The sequence below is a fragment of the Actinoalloteichus fjordicus genome (genome assembly GCF_001941625.1).
Classification (GTDB): Bacteria; Actinomycetota; Actinomycetes; order Mycobacteriales; family Pseudonocardiaceae; genus Actinoalloteichus_A; species Actinoalloteichus_A fjordicus.
The window spans coordinates 6219528-6241114 of the sequence record NZ_CP016076.1 but is presented as its reverse complement, the minus strand read 5'-3'; the positions used below and the strand labels follow the sequence as shown (position 1 = coordinate 6241114).

The following is a 21587-nucleotide window of genomic DNA, read 5'->3' as shown; positions in this document are numbered from 1 at the left end:
CGCCTGTTCCGACCTTGACTCTCGGTGTCCGGCGGCCTGCGGGCGCAGGGATGCCGGATGTGATCAGCGGGTGACTGTTCGACGTATTCGAGTGGGTATGGCGAACGCAGTGAAGGCCCGATCCGAAGTCGACTCGGATCGGGCCTTCACAGCGTGTGAATGGTGTTTCGCGCGGCTCAGACGTTACTGCGGGCGCGAGTGCGAGCGTTACGCCGCTTGAGAGCGCGTCGCTCATCCTCACTCATCGCGCCCCAGACGCCCGCGTCCTGCCCGCTCTCCAAAGCCCAGCTCAGGCACTCGGAGGACACCGGGCAGCGGCGGCAGACGGCCTTCGCCTCGGCGATCTGCAGAAGGGCGGGACCGCTGTTTCCCACGGGGAAGAACAGCTCGGGGTCCTCGTCACGGCAGGCCGCATCGTGGCGCCAGTCCATTGTTCCTAGCTCCTCGCTAGGCGCGATCAGTACGCGCCGGTAGTCGGTGGGGGGATGTGCTGGGTGCTTGTGAATGCTTTCACGAACTGGCGCGATGTCAAGGGGTTCGATCCATTCCGGTGAGGAGACTCACCCGAACGATCGACAGGTGATCACGTTTGGTGGTGGGTTTGCGGGGCACGCCCGGCGAAAAGAACCACCCGACAGCGGTTGACAACGTGCCAGTCGTCGCGGTGCAACGGTCAGGCTACAACCTCGAGTGCGTTCGGCGCTGCATTAAAGCGAACTTCTTCGTGGCGACCTAGGAAGTCGCCGTCGACCTGAAGGCCCATCGGACGGTCACAACGCACCACGACACTCGGCACATCGTCTTCGCGAAGCAGCCGAGCGCCGTGCGGACCGCCCGTCGTGCCCGCGAACACCTGGGTCAGATGGCGCAGCACCGTGGGCACTCGCATCGTGTCCAGCGCGAACACCCCGAGACCGGAGTCGAACGAGCAGTCGGGATTGGTGCGCATCGCGTACGGACCGAGATAGGTCCACGGGGTCGTGTTGCAGACGAATGCCAGATGACATCCCGTTATCGGCTCTCGACCGGGCAGCTCCACGGTGAGACTCGGCTTTCGCATCGCCGATCGGAGATATCTGTCGAACGCGATCCTGGCGTAGCGAAGCGGAGTCGCGACCAGGCCCGCCTCGCGTTGACGTTCCACGGCCTCGACGACGTCGGCGTCCCAGCCGAGACCCGCGTTGAAGGTGAACCACCGGTCGTCGACGCGACCGAGGCCCACGCGTCTCGAACGACGAGCCTCTAAGGCCTGGAGCACCTGATGGGTCGCCTCGACCGGCTCTCGGGACATGCCCAGCGCGCGGGCGAACACGTTCGCCGACCCGCCGGGCACCACGGCGAGCATCGGCACCTCGCCGCCCGTTCCGCGCCGGAGCAGCCCGTTGACCACCTCGTTGACCGTGCCGTCGCCGCCCAGCGCGACGACCAGGTCCAGCCCGTCGGCGCGCGCCTCTGCCGCGGCGTCGGCTGCATGACCCCGGTAGGCGGTCTCCACCAGATCCAGTTTCACCGCGCTCGCCAACGCGTGCGCCAGCACGTCCCGTGTTCCGGGAGTCGTGGTGGTGGCCTGCGGGTTCGTCACGAGGAGGGCGCGCACGAGGAAAGCCTAAGCCGGCAGTGGAGCGGTCGTGAGACGCCGACGAGGCCGGACGTGACGGGGGACGCATCGCCGAGTCGCCGTCACCCGCCCGGTGTTACACGGGGCTACCATCGAGGTCGACATCCCTGTATCCCTGTTCGCCGAAGCTGGTAGGAGTGGGCCGTGCGCCTGGACACTGCGCCGAGGTCGGTGCTGATCGCCGGTCTGCTCGTCGGTATTCAAGGCATCGCCGGTCTGGTCTTCACCGCCATGCTGCTCGCCCGTGAGGTCGGTGGGCAGGCCGCCGAGACCGGCGGCAGCGGCTACGGGCACGCCGCCTACTTCGCACTGCTCAGCGGCGGGGTGCTGGCCTTCGCGGTCGGCCTGTTGCGGGGGCGTCCCTGGTCGAGGACCCCTGCCCTGTTCATCCAACTCCTGCTGCTCGGCGTGGCCTGGTACGCCTTCGGGCCGTCGGGCAGGCCTGCCGAGGGCATCGCACTCGCCGTCTACTGCGCGGCCGCGGTCCTCCTGCTGCACACCCCGGCCGCCCGCCTGTGGGGCATGGGGCTGACGCCGGAGGAGGCGGGCCAGGAGCTCAGTCGGGCGGCTGAGGAACGACAGGCGTGACCGGATCGCAGCAGGCTCCGGGGACCGAGACTCCTCGGCAGAACCTCGGCCGCGCCGCCGTGACGCCCACGCTGCGCCCCGCCGTGGCGGCCGACTGGGCGGGCGTCTGGCCGATCTGGCATCGGATCGTCGCCGACGGCCGGACCTACTCCTACCCTCGGGACACCGACGAGCGCACCGCCGAGGGACTGTGGATGCTGCCACCGCCCGCGCGGGTGTTCGTCGCCGAACTCGACGACGAGGCAGGCCGCCGGACGATCGTCGGGTCCGCGCTGCTCAAGCCGGTGCAGCCTGGTGCGGGCGCACACGTCGCCAATGCCTCGTTCATGATCGACCCCGATCAGTCGGGCGCGGGGCTGGGCCGGGCGCTGGCCCGGCACGTCCTCGCCGAGGCCGAGGCCGAGGGGTATCGCGCGATGCAGTTCAACGCGGTCGTGGAGACGAATCGGGCCGCCGTCCGGCTGTGGACCTCGCTGGGCTTCGAGATTCTCACCACCGTCCCGGAGGCGTTCCGGCATCCCGAGCACGGGCTGGTGGGCCTGCACGTGATGCATCGACGGTTCTGACCTACTCGGCGTCCCGCCTTCGGCGCGGCCGGACCGGCTGTCGGCTCGTCGCGGCAGGGGACCGACCTCGGCCCGCCTCGGCAGGCGGCTAGCGCGGCGCCTCGTCCGCTCTCCGCACGCCGAGCTGTGCCAGGACCGCCCTGCCCAGGGAGGTGGCGGGATCGCCGAGGTCGAACGGCAGATCGAAGTGATTGCGTCCGTCGACGACGAGGTCGCACACCTCGCCGCCGACGGCGCGGACCGCACGGATCATGTCGTCGTGCTGGCGGGCGAACTCCGAGGTCTCGTCGGCGCCCCTGGCCACGATCAACGGCGGCAGCCGGTCGGGCAGCAGATGCAGCGGACTGTTACGCCGGGCGGCCGCCGCATCCAGGCCCAACGCCCGGTTCACATACGAGAGCCGGATCGGCTCGAGGTCGTACACCCCGCTGAGCAGCGTCGCCCCCGCGAACACCTCCGAGGGCGATCGTCCGTCCGGCAGCGCTGCGTGGCAGAGCGCCATGGCGACCAGCTGGGCACCCGCCGAACTGCCTGCGAGATGGATACGGGCGGGGTCGACGCCCAGGCTCTCGGCGTGCTCGACCAGCCACCACAGGCCCTGCCGCACCGAGGCCACGATCTCTTCGAGCGAGTGCTCCGGCGCCAGCCCGTAGCCGACGGAGGCGAACGCGGCGCCCGCCGGGATCAGGTCGAGGGCCGGAAACGACGCGTCGCCCTTGCCGAGCTCCTGCCAGTAGCCGCCGTGGACGAACACCAGAAGCGGCGCCTCGGGCGCGTCGGCGGGGAAGAAGTCGAGTGCCTGCATCGGGTCGGGGCCGTAACGCAGGTCGAGCCGGACCCGGAGCGCGGCACGGGCTCGAACGCCCGCGACCGCGTAGTCGTCGAGCAGCCGTGCCAGGTCCGGCACACACGAGCTCGGCGAGTACTCACGATCCAGTTCGGCCTGGTCGAAACCGGCGTAGACCGCCTGCGGGCCGCCGTGCTCTCGGTCGGTCATGGCTGTCGTCCTCCTCGCGGGTCGGCGCCGGAACCAGAACCGGGCCCGCCCTCGGCGTCGAGCCGCCCCCGATCATCGCTGCCATCGGCCGCGAGGCGAAGGCGAGACTGCCGTTTGGGGGTGGTCCGGCGGCGGTTCGTCCGGTGAGGGAGTCCCGAGGCGCGCCCCCGGGGGCGCGGCCCTGCGTGCGGCGACGTCGACGACCGCTGCGCTGCGGGATCGTCGAGCCGCCGTCGTCCGTGGCCGACCGCCGATCGTGGCGGCTGCGGCCGGTCCTGGACGTGCCTGCCGTCAGCGCAGGTTGAGGCTCCGGAGCTGGGGCACTCCGCGTTCCGCACCGAGCACCGTGATCGCGGCGGTCTGGAGGGCGAATCTGACGCCCTGGTCGGGCTGCAGCCCGAGGGCCCTGGCGATCAGCACCCGGAGCAGATGGCCGTGGGAGACCAGGACGACGTCGCGACCCGCGCTTCGGGTCGACACCGTCGTCAGGACCGCATCGGCGCGGCGGCCCACCTCGGCCGAGGTCTCCCCGTTCGGCGTCGGCCTGCTCCAGATCGTCCAGTCCGGCACCTGCTCGCGGATCTCGGGCGTGGTGCGGCCCTCGTAGTCGCCGTAGTCCCATTCCGCCAGCTCGTGAACGACCTCGCCGGTGAGGCCCGCGAGTTCGGCGGTCTGCCTGGCGCGGGCTCGCGGGCTGGTCAGCACGAGCGGCGGCGGCGCGTCGCCTCGCAGCCGGGCGAGCAGTTCGCCCGCTCGACGCGCCTCGTCTCTTCCCCGCGTGGTCAGGGAGAGGTCGGTGACACCGGTATGCCTGCCCGTGGCCGACCACTCGGTCTCGCCGTGCCGCAGCAGGTAGACCGCGCCTGCAGGCCATTCCGGCGGTTTTTCGGCGGTCATCGCAGCTCGACCATCGTGCGCTGCCTGCCGTAGTGCTCCAGGCACGTCTGGTGATCCGGCAGCAGCCCCGCGGCCAGCGCCTCGTTCAGCGAGGGCGCGTCCCGGTCCTTGTCGGACAGCAGCAGCGGGATGTCGCTCGGCCAGGGCAGCTTCAGCTCGGGGTCCAGCGGGTTCACCCCGTGCTCGTGACCGGGGCGGTAGCCCTCGGAGCACAGATAGGACACGACGGTGTCGTCATCGAGGGCGAGCAGGGCGTGGCCGATGCCCTCGGGCAGATAGACCGAGTTGGACGATTCGGCGTCCAGCCGCACGGTGTCGTGGTGACCGAAGGTCGGGGACCCCACCCGCAGGTCCACGGCGACGTCGAGGATCGAGCCGCGCGTGCAGTAGACGAACTTGGCCTGGCCTGGCGGGACGTCGGCGAAGTGCACGCCGCGGATCGCCCCGCGTCGGGAGACGCTGTTGTTGGCCTGCCCGAGTCGCAGCGGGTGCCCGACCGCCTCGGTGAAGACGTCCTCCTGGTACGGCGCGGCGAACGACCCACGCGAGTCGGGGAATTTTCTCGGGATGAACTCGAAGATGCCGTCGATGCTCAGCTCTCGTACTCGCACGAGCCACGAGCCTAGTCCGCGTCGCGGCGCGGACGGACGGGCTCGCCGAGAGCCGTCGGCGTCACAAGTGGGCGGTGTGCCGTGGCTGGTTCGTCCGGCGGTCGGCCGGGGCGCTGACGTGCGAGGGCGCCCCGCCTGCCCGCGTCGAGCCGATCGCGAGCCTGCCGGGGCGGCGGCGCGGAGCCGCCCGCCGGGTGCCTGCGCCGATGCACTTCCGACCTGGACTCGGGCCGTCCTCGATCCGGGTGCGAGATGCTGCTCCCGCTCGGCTCTCGCATTCGGACGCCGCCGTTGGCCTGTTCGGCCGACCGGGGTATACGACGGATGCGGTGGGCCCGGGTGAGGACGCCGGGAACGGATGATTCGGGTAGCCGAGCAGGAATGAGTGAAGACCTGACTGTCAGAAGAATTCTCAACAATCAGAACGGACGTCTTGCTAACCGAATCGTCGTTTCAATGAAATATTGCTCACCTTTCGCGGGACGTCGTTTGGAGGGGCTCGGGCCGGACTGCCAGACTGATCGGCACCGCTGATTCGCCTCGTGCTCCTCACTCAACGTCCTTCGAGGGCACCGCTCGCCTCTACGGATACCGCCGCACCGGTGCCACCACCTCGCCGGGCCTCACCGCAGGCGGTCCGCCGCCGCGAGCACCCCAACCTGTCTCCCACCGTGAGGGATGTCGTGACCGCACTGAACGATCAGGCGACCGGTCGGTTGACCGACGAAGAGATCTTCCTGGCCCACGAGGGCGGCAAGCTCGGGGTGAGCGTGCGCACCTCGCTCGCCGACTCCCGTGCCCTGTCCATCGCCTACACACCCGGCGTCGCGCGGGTCAGTAGCGCCATCGCCCGCGACGCAGCACTGGCCAGGGACTACACCTGGACCGGCCGACTGGTCGCGGTGGTCAGCGACGGCACCGCCGTCCTCGGCCTCGGTGACATCGGCCCGAGGGCGGCACTGCCGGTGATGGAGGGCAAGGCCGCCCTCTTCAAGGCCTTCGGCGGGCTGGACTCCATCCCGATCGTGCTCGACACCACCGACGTCGACGAGATCGTCGAGACTCTCGTGCGGCTGCGCCCGTCCTTCGGCGCGGTCAACCTGGAGGACGTGTCCTCGCCGCGCTGCTTCGAGCTGGAGGCCAGGCTGATCGAGGCCCTGGACTGCCCGGTCATGCACGACGACCAGCACGGCACGGCGATCGTCGTCCTCGCCGCGCTGCGGGGTGCGGCGACCGTGCTCTCCCGTGATCCCGGCTCCCTGCGCGTCGTCGTCTCGGGAGCGGGCGCGGCCGGGGTGGCCTGCGCGCGCATCCTGGTCGCGGCGGGCATCGCGGACGTCACGGTGCTCGACTCGCGGGGGATCGTGCACGCGGGACGCGGCGATCTGAACCCGATCAAGGCGGCCCTCGCCGAGGAGACCAACCCGGCCGGGCGTACCGGCGGTCTGGACGAGGCGTTGACCGGCGCCGACGTCTTCATCGGAGTCTCCTCCGCTCAGGTGCCCGAGACCTCGCTGAAGTTGATGGCTCCGGACGGGATCGTGTTCGCCCTGTCCAACCCGGACCCGGAGGTGCACCCGGAGATCGCCGCCCGCCATGCGGCCGTCGTGGCCACCGGGCGCAGCGACTTCCCGAATCAGATCAACAACGTCCTGGCCTTCCCCGGCGTCTTCGCGGGCGCCTTGAACGCGGGAGCCCGGCGCATCACCGAGCGGATGAAGCTCGCGGCGGCGGAGGCGATCGCCTCGGTGGCGGCGGAGGAGTTGTCCATCGACCGCATCGTGCCCAGCGCCCTGGACCCGCGCGTCGCACCCGCCGTGGCCGACGCGGTGGCCCGTGCCGCCGAGTAGCCGTGCAGTCGCCCGATCAGGGGGACTGGGCCGGGACGATCGGGTGCAGAGTGACACTCTGCAGACGCGACGAAAAAAGATCGTCGAAACGGCGTCATCGGGTGCGCATTGAGGAGTCACCTGAAAGGCTGTCACTTGATTGGCGAAGCTTTCAGCCCGCCGAACATGCCTGATCGGCCGGGGCCCACCGGGGCCCCGGCCCGGTCTGGCGGAGTGACTCCGAAGGCAGGCGTCGGGTAGGCACTGACAGGTGGCGTTCCGACGCCGTCGGTCGATCGCCGTCGACGCGGACGGACCGTCCGCGCAGTCGACTGCATGCCACGTCGCGCGAGCGGGAGGATGAAGCCGTGACCGATCAGGTCGAGCAGCTCGGGGGCCTGGACGGTGCCGGTGTTCTCGATCAGGACATCGGCCTGTCCGCATTCGACGTCCCTGCGGTCCGCTGTGACCCCCAGGGGTTGATCCAGGCGGCCAACGAGGACTTCGTGCGGCTGCTGCGGGCGGACTCCGCCGTGGCGTTGATCGGCCGCAAGCTCGATGTCACCGCAGACCCGGACGGCGGGTCCGATCGGGTCACGCGCACGGATGGTTCGACTGTTCCCGTTCGAGTGGTGCGATTGCCCCCCGAATCGGGTGAGCAGGCGCTGCGCACCGTATTGCTCGTCGATCTCCCGGACACCGGTCCGTCGTCGAAGGTGCGGGCGGAATTGCAGCGGCTTCGCGAGGTCCAGATCGACGCGGGCATCGGTTCCTTCGAGTACCGGCTCTCCGACGGCGTCGGGCACTGGTCACCGGGCCTGTTCGTGCTGCACGGCCGTGAGCCCGGCGGGGCGCCCCTGGACTTTGCAGGCATCGTCGGCCTGCTGCATCACGACGATCGGGAACGGCTGATCAACCTCGCCGCCGAACAGACCGAGCGGCTGGAGGACTTCGTCTTCGAGTACCGGGTCCAGCCGCCCGACGGTCCGGTGCGGCGGCTCCTCGCCAAGGCGACGATCACCAGGGATGCGGCCGGGCTGCCCGAGTTCCTCGTCGGCTTCGCCACGGACGTCACCCAGGAGCGGATCGCGGCCGAGGCACTCGCCGAGGAACGCGCCTGGCTGCTGGAGGCCCAGCGCATCGCCCGACTCGGCAGCTTCACCCAGGAGGAGCCGTTCGGTTCCCGTCGGTGCAGCGAAGTGCTGCGCGAACGGCTGCTCGAACTCACGGGCGACGACAGACAGCTGCTGGCAGCGGTGCATCCCGAGGACCGCGATGTGGCCGTGAGCCTGCTCGATCACGTCGACGGCAGGCCGGGCGAGGTCGAGTTGCGCGATCGCACCGGAGAACGGCGATACGCCTGCCGGATGCGTGCCGAACTCGACGAGAACGGTGCGGTGATCCGCCGACACGGCACCGTGCAGGACGTGACCGCGCAACGTGAACTGGAGGCCGAGCTGCGGGCGGAGCGCCGACGGCTCTTCGACGCCGAGCGCGGCGCGGGCCTCGGCTTCTGGTCGTGGGACCCGGCATCCGACCATGTCTCCTGGTCGCCGGTCCTGCGGGAGATCTTCGGCGTCGCCGACGACGTCGAGATCACCTACCAGCGATACCTCGACGGCGTGCATCCCGAGGATCGGTCGACCGTCGACGGACTCTGGCACACCCTGCTGGTGGATCAGCAGCCCTCGGAATGCGAACACCGCGTGATTCGAGACGACGGCTCGATCCGCATCGTGCGGTGTAGTGGCGCGATCACGTTAGAGGCGGACGGGACCCCTCGCGTCGTCGGCATCACCCAGGACCTCACCGGGCAGCGCGCTGCGGAGGCCAAGGTCCGCCGGACCAGTCAGCGGTTCGCCGACCTGGTGTCCATCGCCCCGGTCGGCATCGGCATCTTCGATCACGAAGAGCGGCTGATCGACGCCAACGAGACGCTGTGCGACCTGCTCGGCTATGACCTCGACCAGATCCGAGGCATGTCGGCCGACCAGCTCACCCATCCGCAGGAACGCGAGGCCAGGGCGCGGTCGGCGGCCCGCATCGCGGGACTGGACGTCAAGCGGACGAAGGTGCCGCAACGGCTGCTGGTCCGCTCCGACGGCGAGCCCGTCTACTGCGAACTGCACGTCTCCCGCTCGGTGCAGGACGACGGCCGCCAGTTCTGGCTGATCGTCTTCCAGGACATCACCGAGCGACGCAGGGCCGCGGAGGCCCTGCGGCACCAGGCAACCCACGATGACCTCACCGGACTGCCGAACCGGGCGGCCGTGAAGGAACGCCTGGCCGGGCTGCTCAGCGGCCCGGACGGCAGCCGGGTGGCGGTGCTGTTCTGCGACATCGACAACTTCAAGCGCGTCAACGACTCGCTCGGCCACGACGCGGGCGACGAACTGCTGGTCGCGTTGGCGCGTCGGCTGGAGGGCGGCCTGCCCCCCGGCTGCACCGCGGCGCGGCTCTCCGGTGACGAGTACGTGGTGATCTGCTCGGACATCGACGCCGTCGGCGGGGTGGACGCCCTGGCGACGCGGGTCGCGGGGCTGTTGCGGACGGCGGTTCCCGTGCACGGTCAGCTGGTGCGGGTCTCGGCCTCGATCGGCGCCGCCGTGCCGAACGGCTCACGGGCCAGCGGCGCCGACCTGCTGCGGTTCGCCGACGCGGCGATGTTCGAGGCGAAGCGGGAGGGTGCGGGTCGGGTCGCGCTGGCCAGCGCCGCCCTGATGGCCTCGGCCGACCGGCAGGTCCACCTGGAGGGGCAGCTGCGCGAGGCGCTGACCCGTGACGAGCTGGTTCTGCACTATCAGCCGGTGGTGGGGCCGGACGGCGCCGTGCAGACGGCGGAGGCCCTGGTCCGATGGCCGCATCCCGAGCGCGGCCTGCTCGCCCCCGACGTGTTCCTGCCGGTGGCCGAACAGGGCGACCTGCTGCGGGACCTGGACCGCTGGGTGTTGCGGACCGCGCTGCGGGAGGCATCGACGTGGCCGCAGGTCGACGGCAGGCCGGTCGCGGTGGCGGTGAACCTGGCCGGTCTGGTGCCCGGCGTTCCCGACTTCGTCGACTCGGTGACGCACGCCGTCGAAGAGGCCGGGATCGACTGGAACCGGGTGATCCTGGAACTCGTCGAGACCAGCCTGGTCGACCTGCCTTCGAGAACCAGACAGACGATGGGCGAGCTGGTGGACCGGGGCGTGCGCTTCGCGGTCGACGACTTCGGCACCGGCTACTCCTCGCTGGCCCGGCTCAAGGACCTGCCCGCGCAGATCATCAAGGTCGATCGGCGATTCGTCGCCGGGGTCGGCAACGATCCCTCCGACTTCGCCGTGGCGCGGGCCGTGGTCGACATGGCCAGGGCGATGGATCGCAGCTGTGTCGCCGAGGGCGTCGAGACGGCGACCCAGTTCCACGTGCTGCGGGGCGTCGGGGTGGACGCGTATCAGGGCTGGCTGTTCTCGAGGCCGGTGCCTGCCAAGGAGTTCCGCGCCGTGCTCGACCTCGGCCCGTTGCACGTGCCTCGGGCGGGCTGAGCCGAGGCGATCTGCGCCCGTCTGGCGGGTGCGGGTGCCCGGGTGCCGCCCGGCGCCTGGCGTCCTGCCTGCTCGGCCCGCCGGACGACGGCTTCGCTGTCCGGTCGCGGTCCGGTGGGTGATCTGTCTGCGGTGACCGGACCCTGCGATCGGATTCGACTCGCGGCAGCGGGCTCGCTCCAGGTCGGGTATCGGGGCGGGCACCGCTCGGGGCGTCCGCCGGTCTCGGGGCCGTCGACCTGATGCCGTGGACTCGGCGCCCGGGGTGCGTTCTGCCGGGGCCGTTGTGTGCCTGCCCGGTGCCGTCGGCCCTTTCGTACCGGACCCGGACCGGCGGGCGTCGGGCCAGCCCGGGGTGCGCCGAGTCCCGACGTCGAAGTCCTCGGACTCGGCGGCCCGGCCCGGCCCGGCCCGGCCCGGTTCGGACGCGGCGCGGTTCGGACGGGCGGCTACTCGGCCGACCCGGCGGCCGACGCGTCCTCGGCCGCAGGTTGGTCGGCGGCGGCCAGCACTGCGGCGACCCGGTGGCGGGGCAGGTCGATCAGCCGTAGGTCGAGTTCGTCGCGGCGGGGCGCCGAGGCAAGGACCAGGTCGCGAGCCTGGTTCTTCGTCAGCGTCCGACCGCGCGCCGACTCCCGGCGGATCAGCGCCTCCCGCCATACGTTGGCGATCCGGCCGTGGGCCTTGCGCAGCAGGGCGCCCGCGATCGAGCTCTCGGCGGCCGGCCGCGTCGCGTCCGGCTCCGCTGCGCTGGACGCTGCGATCGAGGACGCCACCACCACGGCGTGTCTGCCGTCCGGGGTGCTCCGATGGAACTTCAGCCGGAACTTCGCGCCGACGAGATCGCTCAGCGCCCGCTGTGCCGCCGCGTCGAGCAGGTCGGGATGGTTGTTGCGCACCAGCACGCCCAGCTGTCGGGTGTTCGCCGCCGCCAGCACCCGGAACAGCCACGGCCCTGGGTCGGCCATCGCGTCGATCAGCGCGGCGTCACCGGTGGTCGGACTCGTCCACTCGGCCTCGACCACCGGCAACGGGGTCGGTGCGGACACCAGCCCGCGCAGCGCGTCGAGCGCTGCCGCACTCGGCCCGCCGGTCGACTCGCCGGACTGCGGTCCGTGGGTGTAGATGCGGGTGTCGCCGCGCCGGGTCGTTCCCGAGCCGAGCGGCCTGCACACGTACAGATCGCTGGCGCTCCCGACCGCCTGTGCCCCGTCGTATCGGTCGAAGTCGGGCAGGATCGCCTCGAACAACATGCCCAGCCGGTGCAGTCGCTGCTGCACCTTCAGCCCGAGCGCAGGCGTGCGATCGCTGTATCCGTAGGCGATGAGCACCCGTCCACCGTCTCGGAGGCACTCGGCAGCGCGGGCGGTGAACAGTCCGACGCCCTCCGGCGTGTACGGCGGGTCGGTGAAGACCAGGTCCGAGGTACCGAGCACCGAGGGCGGCAGTCCGAAGCGCAGATCGGCGTGCAGACAGCGAATCCGCAGTCCCTCGCGCTCCGCGATCCGGTCGATGTGCGCCAGCACTCGATCGTCGACGTCGACGACGGTGATCGCCAGGTCGGGGTGCAGGCGTCCCAGCGCAGTCGAGGTCAGATCGTGGTCGCCGAGGAAGAGCACCGACGCGTTGTCCAGGTCATAGTGTGACGCCAGCCATGCGGCCCGACGCAGCACGCTCTCCGGGGTGGCCTGGACGTGGTCCAGCGCAGCCATCGGCGGGGGCACGGCGGCGACGTCCGCCCGGACGGCGGCCCGCAGCGACTCCGACAGCCGGGCTGCCGCGGGCGCCTGGTCGACGGGCGCGGGCAGCTCGGCGGTGGCGAACTCGGCGCGGTAGTCGGCGGCGCACTCGGGGCGGATGCGGACCAGCTCGCGGCCGTCGACGCGCCGTCGTCCCAGGTCGGTCCCGGTAGCGGCCAGCAGCTCCTCCACGGTGCGTCGAGGCGTCGCCTGCGTCCTGATCAGGTCTTCCACCGAGTGCCAGCCCGCGACCAGCATCGCGAGCACCCGCCTGAGCCGGAGGCCGTGCACCCCGGCGGCGCGGATCAGCGCGGCCACCGCCACGCGCGGCTCAGGGGTGGTGTGGTCGACGCCGTCCTCGGCGATGTGGTGCTCCATGCCCCGATCGTTCCACCATGCGGACATTCGCCGGGACCGGCGCCTGGTCTCCTCGAGTTTGGTCGCAGATGTCCCCTGCCGCGTCTAGGGTCGTGCGGAGCTCAGCGGCCGGGAAGCGGCCGCGCGATCACGAGGGGGCTCGGGTGATCGAGTTCCAATCAGCGACCAAACGCTTCGCCGACGGGACGGTGGCCGTCAGGGAACTCGACCTGACCGTGGAGGCGGGCACGATCACCGTCTTCGTCGGACCGTCCGGGTGCGGCAAGACCACGTCGCTGCGGATGGTCAACCGCATGGTCGAGCCGACCTCCGGCACCGTCCTGGTCGACGGCGCCGACGTCATGGCCTCCGACCCGGCCCGACTGCGCCGAGGCATCGGCTACGTCATTCAGCATGCGGGCCTCTTCCCGCACCGGTCGGTGCTCGACAACGTGGCCACCGTGCCGCTGCTCTCGGGCTGGACCCGGCGGCAGGCGCGGGCCCGGGCCGCCGAGCTGCTGGAGCTGGTCGGCCTGGCCGCCGAACTCGGCTCGCGCTACCCGGCCCAGCTCTCCGGCGGCCAGCAGCAGCGGGTCGGCGTCGCCAGGGCCCTCGCGGCCGATCCGCCGGTGTTGTTGATGGACGAGCCGTTCTCGGCGGTGGACCCGGTGGTACGGGAGGGCTTGCAGGACGAACTGCTGCGCTTGCAGAACGACCTGGACAAGACGGTCGTCTTCGTGACCCACGACATCGACGAGGCGGTGCGGATCGGCGAGCGGGTGGCGGTGTTCGCCGAGGGCGGCCGACTGGCGCAGTACGTGCCGCCCGCCGAGCTGCTGGCCTCGCCCGCTGACGACTTCGTGGCGGACTTCGTCGGACGTGACCGGGGATATCGCGGGCTGTCGTTCCTCGACGCGGCCGAACTGTCGGTCGGCGAGGTGCCGACGGCGGACGTCGGCGCGACACTGACCGGCGTGGCCGCCGGGCCCGCCGAGTGGGTGCTGGCGCTGGATGGCGAGCGAAGACCGCGTGGGTGGCTGGCGCCGGAGTCTCCGCTGCGCGGCGGTTCCGCTGCGCGACCGCTGGCCGAGTCGGACCTGCTCGCGGGCGGCTCGCTCTACACGAAGGGGACGGCGCTGCGCGGTGCCCTGGACGCCGCATTGTCGGCACCGTCCGGGCTGGGCGTCGTCGTCGACGAGGCGGGCAGACACCTCGGGGTGATCACCGCCGGTCAGGTCCTCGAGCTGGTGGAGCGTCGCCGGGATCAGCGTCGGGGACGTGACACGGGGGCCGCACTCTGATGTGGGACGACCTGGTCCGCTACCTCAGCAGTGCCAACAATCGTGAGTTCATCGGATCGCAGCTTCTCGAGCACGTCTACCTGTCGTTGACGCCGCTGCTGTTCGGGATCGCCGTCGCGATCCCGGTCGGCTGGCTCGCGCACCGCTTCCGTCGGGTCAGGGTGGCGTTGCTGACCAGCGCGAGCATCCTGTACACGGTGCCGTCGCTGGCCCTGTTCGTGGTGATCCCCGGCATCATCGGCACGCTGGTCCTGGACAGCATCAACGTGGTGGTCGCGTTGACCCTCTACACCAGCGCGCTGCTGCTGCGCCCGGTGATCGACGCGCTCGACGCGGTGCCCGATCACGTGACCGCCGCCGCCACCGCCATGGGTTATCGGCCTGCCCGTCGCTTCCTCGCCGTGGATCTGCCGCTGGCCGTCCCGGTGCTCGCCGCAGGCCTGCGCGTCGGCGCCGTGAGCAACATCAGCCTGGTCAGCGTCGGCGCGCTGATCGGCACCGGCGGCCTGGGCGTCCTGTTCACCGAGGGATTCCGGACGCGGTATCTCGCGCCGATCGTGGTGGGCATCGTGCTCACCCTGCTACTGGCCCTGGTGGTGGACCTGCTGCTGGTCGCGCTCCGCCGCAGGCTGACGCCGTGGGAACGAGTCGAGCTGGGGGCACGGTCATGATCCAAGGACTCGTCGACTGGCTGGGCGATCCGGCGAACTGGCGCGGTGTGAACGGCGTGCCGAACCGCATCGTGGAACACCTGGCCTACTGCTCGATCGCGATCCTGCTCGCGGCGTTGATCGCGATGCCGCTGGGGCTCTACATCGGGCACACCGGACGCGGCGGGGTGACGCTCGTCGGCGCGGGAAACGCCATGCGGGCGCTGCCGACGCTGGGGCTGGTGACCTTCCTGTACCTGGTGCTCGGCGGTACGCAGACCGCCACCGTGGTCGGCCTGGTCGTGCTGGCGGTGCCGCCGATCCTGGCGGGCACCTATGCCGGGGTGCAGGATGTCGACCGGCGGGTGGTGGACGCGGCGCGGGGTGTCGGCATGACCGGCTGGCAGCGACTCTGGCAGGTGGAGTTCCCCAACGCGCTTCCGCTGCTGCTCGGCGGCCTGCGCAACGCCGTCCTCCAGGTCGTGGCCACCGCGACGGTCGCCGCGTATGTCGGCCTCGGCGGGCTGGGCAGGCTGCTGCTGGACGGGATCAGGGAGCCGAACTACTCGAAGGTGCTGGCGAGCGCGCTGCTGGTCGCGTTGCTGGCCTTGACACTGGATCTGGTGCTGGCGGGCCTGCAGTGGCTGATCGTGCCGCGCGGACTCCGACCGGTCGCCACGACCACGCGGGCGGCCCGCCGGGCTCGACGGGCGGACCGACGCGAGACCGGGGCCGGTGAGTCGGATGCCGGACCGTCCGCCCCTGACCTGGCGGAGACGTCGCGACCTTGACGGCGCACCGAACGGCCGCCCGCTGGGACCTCGTCGGTGCAGGCGGGCCTCCGACATGCAGGCAGTCCTGCGGTCGATGCGCCGCCTCGGCGGGGCGCGGGACGGCGGCGGGCGCGGGCTGATCGGGGCCGCCGACGACCGCGGAGGCTGTCTGCGGTGCACGACGACCGGTTGAGACACGAGAAGGATTCATCACGATGCGACACCGAGGGAGATCACGACCGATGAGACGGGGACTGGCCACACTGGCCGTCGGAGCAGTGCTGGTGACGGGAGCCTGCGGCGGCGGCGATCCGTTGAGCAACGAGGGCGGATCGGCCGAGGACGGTCAGATCATCGTCGGCTCGGCCGACTTCGCCGAGAACCAGCTGTTGATGGAGATGTACGCCGAGGTGCTGCGGGAGGGCGGCGCCGAGGTGACCACCCGGCCGGGTGTCGGCAACCGTGAGTTCATCGTCGACGGCCTGCAGGACGGTTCGCTGACGATCGTTCCCGAGTACTCGGGGAACCTGCTGCACCACTTCGCGGAGGTGGCGCCGGGAACCTCGGCCGAGGACATCATCACGAGCCTCGACGAGTCGTTGCCTGCCGGACTCGGCATCCTCGCACCTGCCGATGCGGAGAACAGCGACGTGCTGGTGGTGACCGAGGAGACGGCGGATCGACTCGAGCTGACCTCGCTGGCCGACCTAGGACCGCAGTGCGACGAGCTGGTCCTCGGCGCGGCCGGGGAATGGGCGGAGCGGTGGGCCGAGCCGATCGCCGAACTCTACGACTGCACCTTCGCCGAGATCAGGACCACCGACGCGGGCGGCCCGATCACCGTCGACGAGCTCGCGGGTGGCAACGTCGACGTGGCGAACCTGTTCACCACGATGTCGGCCATCGAGGAGAACGACTTCGTCGAGCTCGAGGACCCCGAGCGGCTCTACCCGGCTCAGCAGGTGATCCCGCTCGTGCGCGCCGACGCGCTCAGCGACGATCAGCAGGCCGCACTCGACGAGCTGTCGGCCGCGCTGACCACGGAGAACCTCAAGGAGATGGTCCGGCGCATCGAGGTAGACCGGGAGAACTACGCCGACGTGGCACAGGAGTTCGTCGCCGGGCTCTGATCTCTCCCGGGTGCCGGTGCCGCGATGGCCTTGACGGCCGTGCCGTCGGAGCCTCGTGGAGAGGCGTCCTCGTCGAGTTCCGACACCGCGGTGGGCAGGGCCCGGTCATCGGCCCTGCCCACTCGCCTTCTCCGCACCCGGAGGGTGGAGGACTCACCTGGTGCGGCGCAAGCTCAGCCGGTCACGGGATGGTGGCCGCGGATCGGGGTGGGCCGGGGTGCGGGCTGCGGCGACTCGGCACCGGGGCCTTCGGTCTCGGGCTGCTCCGGCTCCGCACCGGGCTGCTCGGGCTCCGGTTGCTGCGGGTCGGTCGGCTCGGGAGACTCCGGCCCCTCGGCACCCGCCGCGCAGGTGGCGGAGGCGATGTCGACGCTCTGCAGCCCGGCCACCTCCACGGACAGGGCCGTGACGGTCAGCGAGCCGTCGGGGTTGGTCACCTGCCGATTCAGCAGCACCGTGGCCAGGCCGGGCACGTCGACCCCGGTGTTGGGGCCTGCCGAGGCGTCCAGCGCGACCCCGCCCAGCGTCGCGCCCACCAGCCGGGTCTCGCCCCGGCCCTGATCGCAGGTCGCCTCCACGGCGGTCGCGGCGAGATCCCCGAGGCCAAGCTCCGAGAGGAGCGCCCCGGTCAGTCCGACGCGCAGGTCCGTGACGCTCGACTTCGCACGGTGGGTGTCCACCTCGGTGTTGAGCACGCCCGCCTGGACCAGCCCGTTCGCCACGCTCAGATCGGCGACGGAGCGCTGCTGGAAGCCGTGCTCGCCGGTCAGCTGCGGCGTCGGTTCGACTGCGAGCAGGCCCTGGGCCCGCAGGGCGAAGGCCGAACTCGGCCCGGTGCCGGTCGTGTCCTGGGCCGTGGCGGGCAGCGCCGAGGCGAACTGGAGTCCGAGGACGAGGGCGAAACCGAGTGATGCGCGTGCGGTCTTGACGAACACGATTGCCTTTCCTTCTACACGTGAGTCGAGCAGAGAACGTTTCCCGATTCGTGGCGTCATCGAATCTCGACGACGGTGCCCAACGGCAGGGTGAGCAGCAGGTCCATCGCGACATCCGGAACTCGAATGCATCCGTCGCTGGTCTCGGTGCCGAACGGCGTCTCGTCCGGCCAGCCGTGAATGGCGACGGTCGCGGGACCATCCGCATAGGTGTCGAGAACCTCGGAATGCGTGCCCAGCGGCAGGGTGTACCGACTGAATTCGCTGACCGTCTCCTCGATGGAGGCAAGGAGGAATGTGCGGCCGAGCGGAGTCGGGGCCTCGGAACTGCCGACCCCGACCGTCCACCGGCCGATCTCGGTGCCGGACTCGACGACGGCGAGGGAGAACTCGTCGACGTCCACGATGACCCGGAATGCGTTGGTCGCCTCGGTCACCGTTCCGTCGGCCGAGGTCACCCAGCCGGTCGAATTGCTCGGCCGCGACGGCAGCAGGACGTGGTACCAGTCGTCCTCCTGCTCGATGACCGGCAGCCAGGTCGGTGAGCCGAGCTGTGTGGCTGGCAGCCTCGCGATCACCTCGCCGTCCTGGGAGTCGTAGACGGGAAGTTCGTCCTCGGGATGGATCACGAGGTCGCCGCCGGAGTCGGCGGGAGCGGCGTCGCTCGGTGCCGAGTCGACGACGCCGAAGGTCGTGGCCTCGGGGAGGGCGGCCAGGCCTGCCAGATCGACGGTCTGCCTGGCGGGCGGGGGCGCCTCGGCTCCGTCGTCGGTCGCGTCTCGGCCGCAGCCGGTAGCGAGGAGGATCATGGTGCCTACTGCGCAGATCGCGAGCAGTCGATTCCGGAATGCGGTCTGGCCGCGTGCGGCGGTCGTCATCGTGGTGGCTGATTCCTTTCTTCGGACTCGGCGGGTGCGACTTGATTCCGTTGCACTTCGCGCCGATCGGCGCTGCCGCCGTTCGAGTGGCGTTCCGGTATTGCCTGCGCAGACCCGGCCGGTATCTGCTGCGCGGCGAAATCGATGCACCACTCGGCGATGTCGACTGCGTTCTCCGGAGCCGCAGGATCACGGTGCGGTGACCGGGCAGGACATCGCCAGGGAGCGAAACATCCCTCGGTCGCCGGATCAACCACGCGGCGTGTACGACGAGACGGGGGTGACCTGGGCCGACGATTCATCGTCGCAGGTGACGCGAAGTCGGCTATTTCACTCTTTGGGGCGACATTCCTCAAGTCCCGTCGGTGAAATTCGGTGAAAATTGACCCGATTCACTTCGACTGTCTGTTATCAAAATACCGGGTGTAACTCGATTCAGGTGACATCTCTCACTTGTTCGAGGGGTTGACCAGGGCGTCGACGATGCGGGTCCGGCTCCAGTGTGCCGTCGAGATCGAGCCACGGGCCGCTGCGCTGGCCGGACCGTCGATGCCGCCGGCGGCGGACGATCGCCCGCCGCGAAGGGCCTGACCTCCTGTCGAGGCCGTTCGGTGCGCGGTGGCGTCGTCGAGGCGTGTCGCGGATGTCGTTCCCACGATCTGGGCCGTCCGCCCTAGCCGCCCTGGACCGCACGGCGGTTCGCGTCGACCGCCCGGTCAGGCCTCCTGCGGCGGCGTGCCGCCGAGTCGGAGAGTGAGCTCCGCAGCCGTGCGAAGGACCTCCTCGGCGAGCTCCGGCCAGGTCTGACCGCAGGGGGACTCCTGCTCGCAGACGTGCCGGATCGTCACGCTGATCGAGGCCACCGGCCTGCCGCCGTGGTCGAACACCGCCGAGGCGACCGAGGCCCACGACTCGGTGATGTACCCGTCCTCGACCGCCCAGCCCTGCCTGCGCTCCGTCGCCAGCAGCCTGCGCAGACTCGGCAAGTCCCTCGGCCCGCGCCCGGTGCGCTGGACGAAGCTGGCGGTGCCGGGGAACAGCGCCCGCACCTGGGGGGCGGGCAGATGGGCGAGTATCGCGCGGCCCGAGGCGGTGAGTTCGGCGGGCAGCCGCACTCCTACGTCGGTGACCAGGGTCTGCGGCCGGGCGGGTTGTTCCTTGGACAGGTAGACGGCCTGCGCACCGTGCAGGACGCCGAGGTGCGCGTTGTGCCCGACCTGGTCGGCCAGCCGCCGCAGCAGCGGTCGGGCCAGCCGTTCCAGGGGATCGTGTCGGAGGTAGGCCGAGCCCAACTCGAAGGCCGCCACGCCGAGCCCGTATCGGCGCTCCTCCGGCAGATGACTGACGAAACCGGTGCGGATCAGCTCTTCGAGCAGGTGATACGTCGTCGAGCGCGGCAGATCGAGTGCCCTGGCGATCACTGCGGCCGAGGTCGGCGTGGCCCGGCGGGCGAGCAGGCCCAGCACGGCCAGCCCGCGACGCAGGGCGGGAACGTCACTGCTCTCTCCCATCCCGTCCCCCCGTGCTTGTGCCTCGTCGTGCTCGTTCACATCATCCGTCTGACTAGCGGCGACGCGACAGTCTGACATCTCAGACGGAGTCATGGCCTGTCGGCTTGGGTCGTGGCGCCGCACCCGCTGTGATGGGGAGATGACGCAACCGATTGCGGTGGGTGTCGAGCCGCTCACCCGCGAGCAGATCGTCGCCGTCGCCAGAACGGGCGCAGGCGTGCGACTCACCGAGGCGGCCCGCACGGCGGTGAACGCCGCCCGGGCGCATGTCGAGGCGCTGGCGGCGGCGCCGAGGCCCACCTACGGCGTCTCCACCGGCTTCGGTGCGCTGGCGACCCGGCACATCCCGCCGGACCGGCGGGCCGACCTCCAACGGTCGCTGGTGCGTTCCCATGCTGCGGGCGCGGGTGCTCCGGTGGAGCCCGAGGTCGTGCGGGCGATGATGCTGCTGCGGCTGGGCACGCTGGCCGCCGGGCACAGCGGCGTCCGGTCGGAGACGGTGGACGCGCTGGCGGCGCTGGTGAACTCGGGCCTGACCCCGGTGGTGCACGAGCACGGCTCGCTGGGCTGCTCCGGCGACCTCGCACCGCTGGCCGCCGTCGCATTGACGCTGCTGGGGGAGGGCGAGGTTCACGACGCGGCAGGCCGACGGCGGCCGACGGCCGAGGCGTTCGCCGAGCACGGGCTGCGCGCGGTCACGCTCCGGGAGAAGGAGGGCCTGGCACTGACCAACGGCACCGACGGGATGCTCGGGATGCTGGTGCTGGCCGCCGCCGACCTCGCCGCCGCCCTGGACGTCGCCGACGTCACCGCCGCGATGAGCGTCGAGGCGCTGCTGGCCACCGACCGCGTCTTCGCCCCCGAGCTCCAGACCCTGCGCCCGCATCCGGGCCAGGCCCGCTCGGCCGCCCGGCTGACCGCGCTGCTCGCCGACTCCGAGATCGTGGCCAGCCATCGCGGCCCCGACTGCAATCGGGTGCAGGACGCCTACTCGCTGCGCTGCGCCCCGCAGGTCCACGGCGCCGCTCGCGACACCCTGACCCACGCCGAGCTGGTCGCCGACCGGGAGCTGGCCTCGGTCATCGACAACCCGGTGGTGCTGGCCGACGGCCGGGTGGAGTCCAACGGCAACTTCCATGGCGCCCCGGTGGGCTACGTGCTCGACTTCCTGGCCGTGCCCGTCGCCGACGTCGCGAGCATGGCCGAGCGCCGCACCGACCGGCTGCTCGACGTGCACCGCTCCCACGGGCTGCCGCCGTTCCTGGCCGCCGATCCCGGTGTCGACTCCGGCTACATGATCGCCCAGTACACCCAGGCCGCCGTGGTCTCCGAACTGAAGCGCCTCGCGTCACCCGCTTCGGTGGACTCCATTCCCAGCTCGGGAATGCAGGAGGACCATGTGTCCATGGGCTGGTCGGCGGCCCGCAAGCTGCGCAGAGGACTGGACGGACTGCACACCGTCCTGGCCGTCGAGCTGCTCGCCGCCGCCCGCGCACTCGACCTGCGCGCACCGCTGCGGCCCTCCCCGGCGACCGGCGCCGCCGTCGCCCTGCTGCGCCGCCACGTCCCCGGCCCCGGACCCGACCGCCACCTGGCCCCCGACATCGCCGTCGCGCGGGAACTCGTGACCTCCGGCGCATTACTGGACGCCGTCACGCCGCATCTGACCTGACGTCGTCGATG

The 21587-nt window shown here is 71.1% G+C and carries 18 protein-coding genes; 9 read left to right on the top strand and 9 right to left on the bottom strand.

All coding sequences use genetic code 11. The features are described from left to right. Positions 1 to 176: 176 nt before the first annotated feature. Complete coding sequence (locus tag UA74_RS26625) at positions 177 to 431, bottom strand: WhiB family transcriptional regulator (RefSeq protein WP_069851995.1); 255 nt, start codon at positions 429 to 431, stop codon at positions 177 to 179. A 242-nt stretch (positions 432 to 673) separates the two neighbouring features. Continuing rightward, positions 674 to 1597, bottom strand: coding sequence for a diacylglycerol/lipid kinase family protein (locus UA74_RS26620; protein WP_075742666.1), 924 nt, complete (start codon positions 1595 to 1597; stop codon positions 674 to 676). A gap of 165 nt (positions 1598 to 1762) precedes the next feature. On the opposite strand from UA74_RS26620, the gene UA74_RS26615 reads away from it, so the two are divergent. Both UA74_RS26615 and UA74_RS26610 read left to right on the top strand, forming a co-directional pair. Then, positions 1763 to 2206 (top strand): hypothetical protein, encoded by a 444-nt coding sequence (locus UA74_RS26615; protein ID WP_075742665.1) that lies wholly within the window; start codon positions 1763 to 1765, stop codon positions 2204 to 2206. Next, a complete protein-coding gene (locus UA74_RS26610; protein WP_318533271.1) occupies positions 2203 to 2772 on the top strand; it encodes a GNAT family N-acetyltransferase in 570 nt (189 codons plus the stop codon). The genes UA74_RS26615 and UA74_RS26610 overlap by 4 nt, the downstream gene beginning before the upstream one ends. Positions 2773 to 2860: 88 nt before the next feature. On the opposite strand, the gene UA74_RS26605 is transcribed toward UA74_RS26610, so the two are convergent. From UA74_RS26605 to UA74_RS26595, 3 genes are all read right to left on the bottom strand, one after another. Continuing rightward, entirely contained in the window at positions 2861 to 3769 is a 909-nt protein-coding gene (locus UA74_RS26605; protein WP_075765676.1) for an alpha/beta hydrolase, read from the bottom strand. Between the two features lie 291 nt (positions 3770 to 4060). Next, positions 4061 to 4666: a histidine phosphatase family protein gene (locus tag UA74_RS26600; RefSeq protein WP_075742663.1), complete on the bottom strand. Its 606-nt coding sequence runs from the start codon at positions 4664 to 4666 to the stop codon at positions 4061 to 4063. Continuing rightward, positions 4663 to 5277 carry a dTDP-4-dehydrorhamnose 3,5-epimerase family protein gene (locus UA74_RS26595; protein ID WP_075742662.1) on the bottom strand — a complete coding sequence of 205 codons (615 nt, stop codon included), beginning with the start codon at positions 5275 to 5277 and terminating at the stop codon, positions 4663 to 4665. The genes UA74_RS26600 and UA74_RS26595 overlap by 4 nt, the downstream gene beginning before the upstream one ends. Positions 5278 to 5960: 683 nt before the next feature. On the opposite strand from UA74_RS26595, the gene UA74_RS26590 reads away from it, so the two are divergent. Together UA74_RS26590 and UA74_RS26580 are read left to right on the top strand one after the other, a co-directional pair. Continuing rightward, positions 5961 to 7127: an NAD(P)-dependent malic enzyme gene (locus UA74_RS26590; protein ID WP_075742661.1), complete on the top strand. Its 1167-nt coding sequence runs from the start codon at positions 5961 to 5963 to the stop codon at positions 7125 to 7127. Between the two features lie 347 nt (positions 7128 to 7474). After that, entirely contained in the window at positions 7475 to 10630 is a 3156-nt protein-coding gene (locus UA74_RS26580; RefSeq protein WP_232237476.1) for an EAL domain-containing protein, read from the top strand. A 449-nt stretch (positions 10631 to 11079) separates the two neighbouring features. Here the strand turns inward: UA74_RS26580 and UA74_RS26575 are convergent, their stop codons facing one another. Further along, a complete protein-coding gene (locus UA74_RS26575; RefSeq protein ID WP_075765674.1) occupies positions 11080 to 12747 on the bottom strand; it encodes a bis-aminopropyl spermidine synthase family protein in 1668 nt (555 codons plus the stop codon). A 143-nt stretch (positions 12748 to 12890) separates the two neighbouring features. On the opposite strand from UA74_RS26575, the gene UA74_RS26570 reads away from it, so the two are divergent. The 4 genes from UA74_RS26570 (at position 12891) to UA74_RS26555 (ending at position 16580) form a co-directional block, all read left to right on the top strand. Next, on the top strand, positions 12891 to 14027 hold the full coding sequence (locus UA74_RS26570; protein WP_075742659.1) for an ABC transporter ATP-binding protein: 1137 nt from the start codon (positions 12891 to 12893) through the stop codon (positions 14025 to 14027). Then, entirely contained in the window at positions 14027 to 14698 is a 672-nt protein-coding gene (locus UA74_RS26565) for an ABC transporter permease (protein WP_075742658.1), read from the top strand. The genes UA74_RS26570 and UA74_RS26565 overlap by 1 nt, the downstream gene beginning before the upstream one ends. Beyond that, positions 14695 to 15468 carry an ABC transporter permease gene (locus UA74_RS26560; protein WP_083683669.1) on the top strand — a complete coding sequence of 258 codons (774 nt, stop codon included), beginning with the start codon at positions 14695 to 14697 and terminating at the stop codon, positions 15466 to 15468. Before UA74_RS26565 ends, UA74_RS26560 begins: the two co-directional genes overlap by 4 nt. A gap of 224 nt (positions 15469 to 15692) precedes the next feature. Continuing rightward, positions 15693 to 16580: an ABC transporter substrate-binding protein gene (locus UA74_RS26555; protein WP_075742657.1), complete on the top strand. Its 888-nt coding sequence runs from the start codon at positions 15693 to 15695 to the stop codon at positions 16578 to 16580. A gap of 173 nt (positions 16581 to 16753) precedes the next feature. Here UA74_RS26555 and UA74_RS26550 read toward each other — a convergent pair whose 3' ends face one another. From UA74_RS26550 to UA74_RS26530, 3 genes are all read right to left on the bottom strand, one after another. After that, the gene (locus tag UA74_RS26550; RefSeq protein WP_075742656.1) at positions 16754 to 17515 is read right to left on the bottom strand and encodes a choice-of-anchor P family protein; all 762 of its coding nucleotides are present in this window, start codon (positions 17513 to 17515) and stop codon (positions 16754 to 16756) included. A 56-nt stretch (positions 17516 to 17571) separates the two neighbouring features. Beyond that, positions 17572 to 18393, bottom strand: coding sequence for a L,D-transpeptidase (locus UA74_RS26545; protein WP_232237475.1), 822 nt, complete (start codon positions 18391 to 18393; stop codon positions 17572 to 17574). Positions 18394 to 19109: 716 nt separating this feature from the next. Beyond that, a complete protein-coding gene (locus UA74_RS26530; RefSeq protein WP_075742653.1) occupies positions 19110 to 19904 on the bottom strand; it encodes an IclR family transcriptional regulator in 795 nt (264 codons plus the stop codon). Positions 19905 to 20043: 139 nt separating this feature from the next. Between UA74_RS26530 and hutH the strand changes: the two genes are divergently transcribed. Then, the gene (gene hutH / locus UA74_RS26525; protein ID WP_075742652.1) at positions 20044 to 21576 is read left to right on the top strand and encodes a histidine ammonia-lyase; all 1533 of its coding nucleotides are present in this window, start codon (positions 20044 to 20046) and stop codon (positions 21574 to 21576) included. Positions 21577 to 21587: the final 11 nt, after the last annotated feature.

Bases quoted from the DNA above. Each gene is read 5' to 3' on its own strand.
- UA74_RS26625 (WP_069851995.1), bottom strand. From the start codon at position 431: ATGGACTGGCGCCACGATGCGGCCTGCCGTGACGAGGACCCCGAGCTG.
- UA74_RS26605 (WP_075765676.1), bottom strand. From the start codon at position 3,769: ATGACCGACCGAGAGCACGGCGGCCCGCAGGCGGTCTACGCCGGTTTC.
- UA74_RS26600 (WP_075742663.1), bottom strand. From the start codon at position 4,666: ATGACCGCCGAAAAACCGCCGGAATGGCCTGCAGGCGCGGTCTACCTG.
- UA74_RS26575 (WP_075765674.1), bottom strand. From the start codon at position 12,747: ATGGAGCACCACATCGCCGAGGACGGCGTCGACCACACCACCCCTGAG.
- UA74_RS26565 (WP_075742658.1), top strand. From the start codon at position 14,027: ATGTGGGACGACCTGGTCCGCTACCTCAGCAGTGCCAACAATCGTGAG.
- UA74_RS26560 (WP_083683669.1), top strand. From the start codon at position 14,695: ATGATCCAAGGACTCGTCGACTGGCTGGGCGATCCGGCGAACTGGCGC.
- UA74_RS26555 (WP_075742657.1), top strand. From the start codon at position 15,693: ATGAGACGGGGACTGGCCACACTGGCCGTCGGAGCAGTGCTGGTGACG.
- UA74_RS26545 (WP_232237475.1), bottom strand. From the start codon at position 18,393: ATGACGACCGCCGCACGCGGCCAGACCGCATTCCGGAATCGACTGCTC.
- UA74_RS26530 (WP_075742653.1), bottom strand. From the start codon at position 19,904: ATGGGAGAGAGCAGTGACGTTCCCGCCCTGCGTCGCGGGCTGGCCGTG.
- hutH (WP_075742652.1), top strand. From the start codon at position 20,044: ATGACGCAACCGATTGCGGTGGGTGTCGAGCCGCTCACCCGCGAGCAG.